An 11,641-nucleotide genomic window follows, 5' to 3' on the forward strand; every position below is an offset into this window, starting at 1 on the left:
CCATCCGTACGCCTACGTTCGCGCGGCCACGCGCGAGAGCACCGATTCGATCTTGGCGATCGAGTGTGCTTGGGACATGGTCCGGTGATAGAAGTCGAGCGCGGCCCGGCCCATCTGCCGGCGGTCGGATTCGTCCTGGCTGCAAGCTCGGCGAAACGTCTCGGCGAGCGCCTGCGGATCCTGCGGAGGGCAAGCGAGGCCGAAGCCGCCCTCGGCGCACAGCGCGGCCACATCACCGGGGACGGTTGTGATGACCGGGCAGGCGTGAGCAAGCGCCGTACCGAGCTTGGACGGGATCGTCGCCCGGGACAGTGGAGTGTCCTTCAGCGTGACGAGCTGGTAGTCCGCCGTCCCGAACAGCGAGGGCATCTCCGCGGCGGGCAGCCGACCGAGGAACCGAACGTTGTCGGCTCCGAGGTCCCCTGCGCGGCGCATGGCCGAGGCGGCCGCGGTTCCCGTTCCGATGACGGCAACGTCGATCGGGGTGTCGGCACGGCACAGGGCGGCCGCGTCGACGATGGTGTCGACATCGTTGAGCTGACCAACGTTGCCGGCGAACACGGCGATTGTTCGATCCGGCCGACCCAGGCGGTGGCGCATGGCCGAGTCCGGCCGAACCCGGGTGCCGTTCTCCTCGGCGGACCAGTTGTACGCGACGGAGACCTTGTTCGCCGGCACGCCTCGGTCGAGCAGCAGCTCGCGCATCGTCGGTGAGATCGTCAACAGGTGTGCGGCGTTCCGATACAGGTAGCGGAGCCCGAGACCGATCAGCGGGCCCACCACATGTCGAGCCGGTCCGTCGGCCATTCCCGAGTCGAACACCGACTCCGGCCAAAGATCCTGGATGTGCAGCACGTACGGCCGGCCACGGGTGAGCCGCACGGCCTCGGCGGCCGCTGCGGCGGTCATCGGGGTCGAGTACACGTAAATGGCATCGCGGTCGGCCAGGAAGCGGGATGCCGCCGCAGATGTCATCGCAAAACTGAGGAAGGTGGCGGCGCGGCGCAGGGGGTTGACGTCGTGGCTGGGATACAGCGGCACCCGTCGGACCCGGACCGGCCCGCGGTTCTCGACATGGGCCCAGCGCTGCTGGTATCCGTCGTACACCTTGCCGTACGGGTGATTGGGAAACCCGGTCAGCACCTTGACGTCGTGCCCCCGCTCGGCGAGGCCATCGGCGAGCGTGCTCGGAACTGCTGCTTCCTCGGGAGGAAACAGCTGGCTGACGATGCCGATCTTCATCGAGAGGCGTCCCGTCCCGTCCCGGCGGCCGACAGAGCGACGGGCGCGCTGCGGGCGGGTGACCGCCCGCCCGAATCGCCGCCCCGGGAGGCGATGACGCTGCGCAGGATGTCGTCGAGTCCCAGCCGGGGCTCGAATCCGATGAGGTCCCGCACCCGGGAGATGTCCGGGACGCGCCGCTCCATGTCGACGGAACCGTCCTGGTAGGCCTCCACGTAGGGTTTGTGCCGGATCACACTCGACGAGTTCGTCAGCTCGATGCAGCGCTGCGCGAGCGTTTTGATCGACACCTCCACCGGTCGGCCGACGTTGAACACCTCTCCGACGGCGCCCGGGTGACGACTCAGGCCCATGATGGCGGTCACCGCGTCATCGACATGGCAGAAGCAGCGGGTCTGGTTCCCGTCGCCGAAAACCGTGATCGGCTCGCCCGCGAGCGCCGCGTCGACGAAGCGGGGTATGACCATCCCGAATCGCCCCGTCTGCCGCGGGCCCACGACGCTGAATGGCCGGACGATCACGGTCGGCACGCCGTGGAGCTTCCAGTACGAATGGGCGAGGGTCTCGACGACCGCCTTCGCCTCCGCATATGACGATCGGGCGGCGAGCGGAGAACCGAGGATGCGCGGCGAATCCTCGTGCAGCAAGTCCGCGGTGTTGTGGCCGTAGACTTCACTGCTCGACATGACAAGCACCTTCGTGCCACTGAGGCGCGCGGCCTCCAGCACCACCTCGCTGCCGCGGAGGTTGGTTCGCAGCGCGCCGATCGGATCGTCCACAATGGCCTTCACGCCGACCGTGGCCGCCATGTGGAAGACGACGTCCGCCGTCGCGACAAGGGAGCCCATCAGGGGTTCATCGAGCACCGAGCCGCGGACGAAGTCGAGCTTGCCCAGCGCCGCGAGGCGGTCTAGGTCATAGCCCACGCCCGTGGACATGTTGTCCAGCACAATCACGTCCGCACCTTCGCCGATCAGCCGCTCGACAAGATGACTTCCGATGAACCCGGCAGCGCCGGTGACCAATGCCTTCATATTCCCCCCAAATTCTGAATGGCCCGCCCCTGAACGGCTCAGAGCCGGCAGCGTGAAACGATCTCGACTAGTCCGCGAGCGTCGGCGCGGTGACGAGCCCGAGATTTCCCGGGCGAGGACCGCGACCACGGGAGACCGGGCTCGACAGTCGTCGTGGGACTCGCGACTTGCTCAGAGCCTGTTGGTGAATGGTCTGGGTGGGTGGTCGCTTAGCGGAACCTGAGAGCTTCCCTGGACTGCGGGTGCCCCTCCTGATGTATGTCCAATAAGCGGCGGAGGGGCCGTCCTCGCCAGAAAACCTCTCAGAACCCGCCGATGGTCGTCTTGGCAAGGTGAATGCAAGCGGCTCCGCCGCTTCCAAGGCGCGGACGGCATTCGCCGACAGGCTCTCAGGCCTGGCCACGTTCCAGCCTCCTTGAACCGGCTGCCCCGTCGCTGCGTTCAGCGACTCCGGCAATCGCGGTGTCGCCAGGCACGTGAGACGCGGTCCCGGTCTTGTGCGGCTCCAGTGGCCCGCGGACTCCCTGCGCGCTCAGCCCCCTCACGACTGTCAGGAAGAGGATCTTGAGGTCCAGGGACAGCGAGCGGTTGCAGATGTACCAGATATCCAGCTCGGTGCGTTCCTGCGGCAGGAGCGCATTGCGCCCGTTGACCTGGGCCCACCCGGTCAAGCCTGGACGGATTACGAGGCGCGCCCGCTCGGCGGATGTGTACGACTCCTTGGGCCGGATGGGCAGGGGCCGTGGGCCGATGAGGCTCATGTGGCCCCGCAGGATGTTCCACAGCTGAGGGAGCTCGTCCAGACTGGTGGCGCGCAGGACGGCGCCGAGTCGAGTCGTGCGCTCGTGATCGGGTTCACCGACGTACCGAGGTGCCCGCATGGTGGAGAACTTGAGGATGACGAACGGAACGTTGTGCAGCCCCGGCCTGGCCTGCCGGAACAGCACCGGGTTCCCCATGACGATCAGGATTGTCAAGGCGAGTACGAAGAACAGCGGAAGAAGCGCGAGCCCAGCGACGACCGCGACGAGGATGTCAACCGTGCGTCTCATGCCGAGGCCTCCTCGAGTACCTTCCGTGCAGCCTCGGCCACGTCCTGCACGTCCATTGCCGACAATGCCGGATGGACCGGAAGCACCATCGAATGACGTCCGAGCCAGTGCGCGACGGGCAGCGGACTCGCTGGACGTCCGACCGCGTCGAACGCTTTCTCCCGGTAGATCTCCGTGCATCCGCCGAACGCCGCTGACACGCCTTCCGCGTTGATGGCCACGACCACCCGGTCGCGAGTCCAGCCCGGCTTCATCCGGTCCTCCCGCAGGTGCACGTAGAAGCGGTAGTAAGAGTGCTCGACGCCGGGGGCGAGCGCGGGTAGTCGCAGCGCCGCAACCTCCCCGAGTGCGCGGCGGAGGACATCGGCCCGCGCGCGCCGCTGCGCAACCCAGCCGTCGAGTTTGGCCAGCTGCCGCCGTCCGACGGCCGCCTGGATCTCGGTCATCCGAGCGTTCGTGCCGAACGTGTCGTGGAGCCAACGGAAACCGGGCGGGTGTTGGGTCTCGTGGACTCCCACCCAGCTCTTGCCGTGATCCTTGAGCTCCCAGCAGCGTCGGTACAGGTCGGTGTCGCCCGTCGTGATCGCGCCGCCCTCACCGGCCGTCGTCATGATCTTGTCCTGACAGAACGACCAGGCGGCGATACAACCGAATCGCCCCACCGGCCGGAGGTCGCGACACGCCCCGTGCGCTTGGGCGCAGTCCTCGACGAGCGGGAGGCCCTTGGCGACCGCGAATTCGGCCAGCTCCCCCGCATCCGCCGGATACCCGCCGACGTGGACGACGATCAACGCGGCCGTCCGGTTGGTGATCGCGCGAGTGACGGTTTCGACGGTCATCGCCTGCGAATCCGGGTCGACGTCGACGACGACCGGACGTGCTCCGCAGGCAGCGACGGCACTCGCCGTGCCGATGAAGGTCACCGCCGGCACGATCACCTCATGCCCGGGTCCGATCCCCAGGGCACGGAGTGCCAGCTCAAGCGCAACGGTGCCATTGGCCACCGCCACGGCACACGGAACGCCGGCCCACCGGGCGAACTCAGATTCGAATGCCCGCCCGTGGTTGCCGGTCCAGTAGTTGACGTTTCCGGACCGCAATACGTCGGCGGCGGCCCGAGCGTCGGCATCATCGAACTGCGGCCAGGCCGGAAGCGGCGTCGTCCGCACCGGAGTACCGCCGTCGATCGCCAGGCGTGGCAGGACGGATTGAACGATTTGCGCGGTCACGACGGCACCGGGCAAACCGCGCGGTCCTGAACATGCGCGAGCATCATCGTCGCCTCCCCCATGACGAACGGTGACTGCCGGTCACCCAGCAACGTGCCCCCAGTTCTGGCGGCGACCGGCAAATCCAGATGGTTAATAACTAACCTCGATGTCAAAGCCTCACAACGTCCACCGACGCTTGTCAAGGGATGGCGGCGGTCGTCAGTGGTGTGGGGGATACGACGTGACTGATAAATCTTGGTCGCACGCACCGGCTGCGATGCACCGGAGGGTCCGGAGTGGACGGTCAGCGCGGACGCCACGATCACGTGCGCCATCAGCACGCGGCGGGGCCCGGCAGAAGGAGTACTCCAATCGCACGATCCGCCGGCAACTCGCCGGCCCGGGACGGGCAGGCCACGCACCCGGCCGGGGCGGCTGCCGGCGGACAGGCATACTCCAACGGCACGATTCGCCGACAACTCTGGTCGAGCACTGGCTGATGGCAGAAAGCCCTTCTGCTACAGTACTTTTCGCCCCTTATCCGGGAGCCGGGTCGTCTCCCGTGGTGATCTTCGGACCGAAGTGGGTATTCGAGGAAAGCTGGCCACACGCCTGCCGGCAACGGGGGCAAGCACGAAGCGCTACCAGGCAACGCCGTCCGTAACAGTGCGGTGGAAATCAGCCGATGTACCGGACGCGCCCGACGTTGGAAAATTTCCACGATTGGCAGTGATCGGATGCGGGAACAGGCGTTCGAAACATGTCGTTTCAGAACGCGCCGGGCGAGGGGCCGGCGCGGTAAGGGGGCGGCATGATCTCCAGTGCAGGTGGTCGCGTGGTCGTCATCGGGCAGGGCTATGTGGGCCTGCCGCTCGCGATGCGCGCCGTCGAGGTCGGCTACGACGTGGTCGGCTTCGACACCGACAAGGACCGCATCGACCTGCTCAAGCGAGCGAGCACGTTCATCGACGACGTCGACGACGCCGAGCTCACCACGGCCCTGGCCTCGGGCAGGTACCGGCCCACCAGCGACCGCAGCGCGCTGGCCGGGTTCGAGACCGCTGTGGTCTGCGTGCCCACACCCCTGCGCGACGGCGCCCCGGACCTGGACTACATCGAGGAGGCGGCGCGGATACTGGCCGGGCATCTCATGCCGGGCTGCTGCGTGATCCTGGAGTCCACCACGTATCCGGGCACCACCGAGGAGATCTTCGTTCCGATCCTGGAAGCCGGATCGGGTCTGCGCGCGGGCGTGGAATTCTCGGTCGGCTACAGTCCGGAGCGCATCGACCCGAGCAACCCGACCTGGCGCTTCCACAACACGCCCAAGATCGTTTCCGGTGTGGACGCCAAGTCCACCGCAGTGGTCCGGGAGTTCTACGACTCGCTGGTGGAGTGCACTGTGCCGGTTCCCGGCACCCGCGAGGCCGAGCTGACCAAGCTGCTGGAGAACACTTTCCGGCACGTCAACATCGCGTTGGTCAACGAGCTGGCGATGCACTGCCACGGGCTCGGCGTGGACGTGTGGTCGGTGATCGACGCGGCGGCCAGCAAACCCTTCGGGTTCATGCGGTTCACGCCCGGTCCGGGCGTGGGCGGCCACTGCCTGCCGATCGATCCGACGTACCTGGCCTGGCAGTCCCGACGCGCACTGGGGCAGGCGTTCCGGTTCGTCGACCTCGCCAACGACGTCAACGAGCACATGCCCGACTACGTCGTCGTCCGGGCCGTCGAGCACCTCAACCGGCGACACAAAGCGGTCAACGGCAGCAGGATCCTGTTGGCGGGACTGGCGTACAAGCTGAACTCCGGCGACGCCCGGCACTCCCCGGCGATGAGCGTGGCCAAGCGGCTCAACGCGCTCGGCGCCGAACTGTGTGCCGTGGATCCACTGATCGACCCGGCGCAGGTGCCGGTGGACGTGCAGATGGTGCCGTGCGCCCCGGAACAGATAGCGCGCGCCGACCTTGTGATCGTGCTGACCGACCACGACGCCTTCGACTGGGAGTTGTTGGAACGTCACGCCGATCGGGTGCTCGACACGCGGAACCGGGTGCACGCCGCGGGAGTGGAAAAGCTGTGAGGGATCCGAGCAGACGGTCCGCCCGGTGGCAGGAAAGCACGTTTGCAACCGGTTCTTCCGCAGAACGGCGAGTGGACACCGTCACCTCGGGAGGACCACGAGCACCGTTGATCACACGACGGGTCCGGCGCCCGGCGGGACTTGCTGCGATCGCGTGCGCCCTAGTCGTCCTGATGCTTGGTGCCCGCCACGGTGGGCAGGCCGGGCCGGGTGGCCTCGATCTCGCGGTCGAGTACTGGCTGCGCAGCCACATCGCCGACCAGCAGCTCCGAGTCCTGCACGAGATCGCCGAGCTCGGCGATCGCAGGCCCACGATGGCCGCGACCGCCCTCGTCGCCGGCATCGGATATCTCAGCGGACGCTGGACGCACGTGCTGCTCGCGGCGCTCGCGCCCGCGACGGCCATTGTGCTCAGCCAACTGCTGAAGCCGCTGATCGGCCGCACGATCAACGACTACTGGGCACTGCCCAGCGGACACACGACCGGACTGGTCGCGCTCCTGGCCGTGGTAGGCGTGTTCCTTCTATATCGCACCAATATTTACATCTCGGTTCTCAGTGGACTTGCGTTCGCCGGGATCGGTTTCGTGGTCACCGTCATGGTCGTGGTGATGATCCGGATGCACCTGCACTACACCACCGATGTCGTGGCAGGAGGATGCCTGGCGTTCTCCGCGGTGGTCGGGATCGCCCTCCTGCTGGACCGGCTGGACGAGGGCTCACGAGCAGCAAGGGCATCGTGAGCGATTTCGTGTGCTATAGCACCGAAAACCACGCACGGGCCGTTCTGCCTACGCAGCCGCGACCACCGTCGCCTGTCTGCCACCAGCAGATGCCTTCATTGGCACGAAGCTTGTCGTCCTGGACGGCCGACTGCGAGAACAACGAAGCATCCCGTTGACGGGCTTCCCCAACCGACTCCGTGTCTCGCCGAGCGGGCACAACAACGGTCTCGGCCACGCCTGGCGCCGGAGTTCAGTCGGCGGGCGGGGCGAAGAACTCGAGCGCGATGTTGTCAGGGTCGCGAAACGACAGACCGGAACCGTAGTGCGCGTCGACGATCCCGCCGTGCTGGATGCCGAGCTCGTCAAGCCGCGTACGCCACGATTCAAGCTCCGACCGGTCCGTGCACGCGAACGCGACGTGGTCCAGGCCGCTCCGGTGCTCGTCGAACGGCCCACCTGTGGCGCCGCCCGGGTGGGCGTGCAGACCGAACATTTGCCCACCGTCAAGTTCGAAGACCGTGTGGTGGAAACCGCCGGTCGTCTCGTCCTCGTCGAGCACGGGTTGCGCACCGAACAGGGTGATGTACCAGCGCGTGCTGCGGTCGAGATCGGTCACAGTAATCGCCACGTGGGCGATCGACGGAAACGCAGGCATGGGCTTCCTCCTCGTACCAAGCTCATTGCGATGTCGGCGATTGTGTCCGCCGCCGCGCAGGTTCGCCGCCTCAGTGCTTGTCCTGCGCCCGGCCGTACCGAGTCCGTCGCATACGTGCCCAGAACGCGCTGGATAGGGGCGATGCCGGTGCTCGGTGTTCGAACAAGCGGGTGTTGAGGCCCCAGGGGGTGATGGGCGCACCACCCAGGAAGCAAGATCGCGGCTTCGAGATTCTCCGGATCGAGTACAACACGATCGTGGAGAGTGGTGGGCAGAAGGCCTCTGGCTGCCCCTGGTCGTGGGATTTTTAATTGAGGTGTCGCCGCGGTGGCGCATTGTGACGTCGTCCTCGTTCATGAGTGGGTGTTGCTGCCCGCGGCGGGCGATTGGGTGCTGCGTCCGGGAGGAGTGCGATATGGGATTCACCGTCGAGGGCGATTACTTCGAGGCTTGCAGCTGTGCGGTCAGCTGTCCCTGTGTCTTCCTCGGACCGGCGACGGAGGATGCTTGTGATCTTTTCTGCGCCTGGCGGGTCGAGCGCGGCGAGAAAGACGGCGTCGATCTGGCGGGGTTGAACGCGGCGCTCGCGGTGCACACGCCGAAGCAGATGACCGACGGGAATTGGCGGGTGGCGCTTTACCTCGATGACCGCGCATCCTCGGAGCAGCGGGAGGCGCTCGGAGCGATCTTCTCCGGGCAGGCTGGTGGTCATCTAGCGAATCTGGTACCCCTGATCGCCGAAGTAGCCGGCGTGGAGGCCGTTCCCATCGAGTTCGAGTCGTCGAACGGGAAGGGATCGGTCCGGGTCGGCAGTGTGCTCACGGTGCGGGCGGAGCAGAGCGTTGGCATGGACGGCGAGAAGCCGTCGGTGATCACCAATCCGCCATTCGGAGCCGTGGCGCAACCCGTGCGGCAGGGACGGTCCACCGAGGTCCGATACGACGGCGCCTGGAGTTTCTCCACCCAGGAGCGAAACGCCTTCTTCACCGAATTCGCCTACTCGGGCTAGGCGATGGGGGCCGTACCCGGAACGGGACCGTTTCGGCCGCAGTCTTCCGGCGGCCAGACTCGGGTGCTGGGCTGGACCTGGGCAGCATTGCTTGTCGCGGCCACGCTTGCATGGGGGCTGACGGTCGGTCAGTCCTGGCGGATGGGAGTCGGGCTGGGGACCATGGGCCTGGCGCTGCCGGTGTTCCTCGTCATGTGGGTCCCGATGATGGCGGCGATGATGTTTCCCGCCCTGGCGCCCGTCGTCATCCTCTGGGGCAGGTCGATCAACCGAGTGGAGACGGGTACGCGCCGAGTCGTGCGGCAAGGCTCGTTCGTCGTCGGCTACATCGTGGTGTGGACCGTGTACGGGCTGGTGGCCTTCGGCCTGCTGCTGGGGGCGGAGCGGCTGGTAGGTCAGTCGCCCGGCGCCGCGCGGTGGATTGGTGCGGGGGCCTACCTTGCTGCGGGGCTGTACCAGCTGACGCCGCTGAAGCGGGTGTGTCTGCGGCATTGCCGGTCTCCGCTAGGACAGTTCCTGCGCTTCGGGTCGCTACGGGGACCAGGAATCGACTTTCGGGTGGGCCTGCTCCACGGCGGGTACTGCGTGGGCTGCTGCTGGGCGCTGATGCTCATCCTGGTCGGCGTCGGCGTGATGAACCTGGTGGCCATGGTCGCGCTCACCGCGCTGATCTTTCTGGAAAAGGTGTGGCGACATGGAAACGCTCTTGCCTGGGCAGCCTCGGCCGTTTTCGTCGTGCTGGCAATCCTCACGCTGTTCCACCCCGGTCTGATCCCCGGCCTGTCCACAAGAGTCCCGGCCGCAGACATGACACCTGGTATGTGATGTGACGGGGGTGTTTTGAGGTGCAGGACGAAGCGGTGACCGGCGAGCCGCTGGACCCGGACGGGGCCGGCGAGGTGCGGGCAAACTTCCGCAGGCTCGAACCGGGGTTCGCCTATGGGATTCGGTGGCGGGGGACGCCACCGAAGCACGTCGGCTAGGCACGCCGCCTGGACTCTCAGCCCGGGGAGCCGGGGCCGGAGTTCGGGGGAAGAATCATGGATTTGCCCAGTTCTGGACGATGTACCCGGGCTGATGAGACAGGTGTCAGTACAACTCTTGGATGCCGTCCCGTATAGGACCCGTGAGCGTTTTTGGGTGCCATAGCGCCCAAAAGTACTCACGGGATCAAGGAACGAAGGACGGGTGCTGCGAGACGGCCTCGCCGGGAACTTCCGGGCACGGCTCACACGTACGTTGCCCGTCGTGCTGCCGGACGGGACCAAGGCGGGTCTGCCCCGGATCCTGCTCCAGTACTCCACCGACACTTACCCGATCCGCAATGTCGACGCCGACAGCGAGGACGTTCAAAACCTCCTACGGGCGCTGGCCGAATCTCCGGAGCATGCCAGGCCACCACAAGGTGCGCGGTCCACGAGGTGTCACGTGGGCGGAACGCCGCGCCCCGAGCTGCGCGAGGTGGAAGAGCACCTGTGCAGCGGAAGCCTGTTGCGCGTGCTGTACGGATCGGGGCACGCCTGCGACGGGCGGACGTTGTTCCGCCGCAACATCGGCACTACGCCGTTCGCGAACATCGAGTTCGGCGACTTTAGCGGGTAGGCGATCGACGAGGAGAAACCCGCCGGGACGGACGATCAGCGGATCCACCGGAACATCGTGGATCACGGTGACACCTCGTTGTTCGCCTGGGTCGTCGACCAGTGCCGATCCGGTTGGCTGCTGTGCGATGACGGCAACGGCGAGGTCGCCGACTTCCTGCACCTGACCGGCGGCGGGCAGCTCACCGCGATCCACGTGAAGGCGTCGGGTTCCACGAGTACGGGTCGTCAGATCTCGCTGGTCCCGTTCGAGCAGCCGGTCAGCCAGGCGACGAAGAACAAGGGACTGATGGAGCGTGAGCCGCTGGGAGCGGCTGGGCGACCGGAGCAGACCCTGGTCGGCGACGTGGCGCGACGGTGCGCGAGCGACGGCGGCGGGTTTCCTGGACGCGCTCGATCGGCACCCGCACGACACACGCACCCATGTCAGGCTCGTCCAACCGCACCTGTCCGAGGCCGCGCACCGACGTGCGAAGGCGCACATCATCGCGGACCGTGGAACCGTGCAGGCGTACCGGCTGCGCCCGCGGAAAAGGCGAAACCGTCCGCTGGCAGCCCGTCTCCCCCCACCCTGACAACCCATCTCCAGCACCACACCGGACAACGCGGCGCCCCGCATGCCGGGCAGCTCCTGCGATACCTCGACACGCAGCCTGACGTCGAGGGATTACATTCCCGGCAAGCACACAGCCGCAAGAGGCTGTTCGAAGCGGGAGTACTTCCGGGCCGCAAAGCAAAACGCGATCTTCAGAGCGCTTCGCTCAAGCACTGCAGGCCTATCGGCAACGGCTGTGACACTCCAGGGTTCAACGGCATCTGATCTTGTTTCCCAAGCAATACCTTCGTCTCCTGGCACCGATGATGGCAACGACGGAAATGATCGCGGGGACTCCGGGTAGACACCGACAGGTACCGACGAGCCATAACCACGCAGCAGCGATACGCCTCGGAATCGAGTTCGGGGGTTTCGATCCATCGCGTCCGGGCCGTGTCATCCGGCTGGCGCTGGGGCCGCACTGCCGCCGTGCT

11 protein-coding genes are annotated in these 11,641 nt (G+C 66.7%); 6 read left to right on the forward strand and 5 right to left on the reverse strand.

Annotated features, from left to right (window positions below; all coding sequences use genetic code 11):
• Positions 1 to 12 precede the first annotated feature (12 nt).
• From FDZ84_RS34960 to FDZ84_RS34975, 4 genes are all read right to left on the reverse strand, one after another.
• Positions 13 to 1,242 carry a glycosyltransferase family 4 protein gene (locus FDZ84_RS34960; protein WP_168589309.1) on the reverse strand — a complete coding sequence of 410 codons (1,230 nt, stop codon included), beginning with the start codon at positions 1,240 to 1,242 and terminating at the stop codon, positions 13 to 15.
• Positions 1,239 to 2,405: an NAD-dependent epimerase/dehydratase family protein gene (locus FDZ84_RS34965; RefSeq protein ID WP_246868654.1), complete on the reverse strand. Its 1,167-nt coding sequence runs from the start codon at positions 2,403 to 2,405 to the stop codon at positions 1,239 to 1,241. Before FDZ84_RS34965 ends, FDZ84_RS34960 begins: the two co-directional genes overlap by 4 nt.
• A gap of 260 nt (positions 2,406 to 2,665) precedes the next feature.
• Positions 2,666 to 3,328, reverse strand: coding sequence for a sugar transferase (locus tag FDZ84_RS34970; protein WP_168589310.1), 663 nt, complete (start codon positions 3,326 to 3,328; stop codon positions 2,666 to 2,668).
• Positions 3,325 to 4,557, reverse strand: coding sequence for a DegT/DnrJ/EryC1/StrS aminotransferase family protein (locus FDZ84_RS34975; RefSeq protein ID WP_210435316.1), 1,233 nt, complete (start codon positions 4,555 to 4,557; stop codon positions 3,325 to 3,327). Before FDZ84_RS34975 ends, FDZ84_RS34970 begins: the two co-directional genes overlap by 4 nt.
• A gap of 793 nt (positions 4,558 to 5,350) precedes the next feature.
• Here FDZ84_RS34975 and FDZ84_RS34980 point away from each other — a divergent pair.
• Positions 5,351 to 6,622 carry a nucleotide sugar dehydrogenase gene (locus tag FDZ84_RS34980; protein WP_168589311.1) on the forward strand — a complete coding sequence of 424 codons (1,272 nt, stop codon included), beginning with the start codon at positions 5,351 to 5,353 and terminating at the stop codon, positions 6,620 to 6,622.
• Between the two features lie 107 nt (positions 6,623 to 6,729).
• Entirely contained in the window at positions 6,730 to 7,365 is a 636-nt protein-coding gene (locus FDZ84_RS34985; protein WP_168589312.1) for a hypothetical protein, read from the forward strand.
• 232 nt (positions 7,366 to 7,597) lie between these two features.
• On the opposite strand, the gene FDZ84_RS34990 is transcribed toward FDZ84_RS34985, so the two are convergent.
• Complete coding sequence (locus FDZ84_RS34990) at positions 7,598 to 8,002, reverse strand: VOC family protein (protein WP_168589313.1); 405 nt, start codon at positions 8,000 to 8,002, stop codon at positions 7,598 to 7,600.
• A 415-nt stretch (positions 8,003 to 8,417) separates the two neighbouring features.
• Between FDZ84_RS34990 and FDZ84_RS34995 the strand changes: the two genes are divergently transcribed.
• From FDZ84_RS34995 to FDZ84_RS35010, 4 genes are all read left to right on the forward strand, one after another.
• Positions 8,418 to 9,011 (forward strand): DUF1326 domain-containing protein, encoded by a 594-nt coding sequence (locus tag FDZ84_RS34995; protein ID WP_168589314.1) that lies wholly within the window; start codon positions 8,418 to 8,420, stop codon positions 9,009 to 9,011.
• A gap of 63 nt (positions 9,012 to 9,074) precedes the next feature.
• Positions 9,075 to 9,836, forward strand: a complete 762-nt coding sequence (locus FDZ84_RS35000; RefSeq protein ID WP_210435317.1) for a DUF2182 domain-containing protein — start codon at positions 9,075 to 9,077, stop codon at positions 9,834 to 9,836.
• 20 nt (positions 9,837 to 9,856) lie between these two features.
• Positions 9,857 to 9,994, forward strand: coding sequence for a hypothetical protein (locus FDZ84_RS35005; protein WP_168589316.1), 138 nt, complete (start codon positions 9,857 to 9,859; stop codon positions 9,992 to 9,994).
• 205 nt (positions 9,995 to 10,199) lie between these two features.
• Positions 10,200 to 10,613, forward strand: a complete 414-nt coding sequence (locus FDZ84_RS35010; RefSeq protein ID WP_168589317.1) for a hypothetical protein — start codon at positions 10,200 to 10,202, stop codon at positions 10,611 to 10,613.
• Positions 10,614 to 11,641 lie beyond the last annotated feature (1,028 nt).

Source organism: Saccharopolyspora sp. ASAGF58, assembly GCF_012277335.1.
GTDB lineage: Bacteria > Actinomycetota > Actinomycetes > Mycobacteriales > Pseudonocardiaceae > Saccharopolyspora > Saccharopolyspora hattusasensis.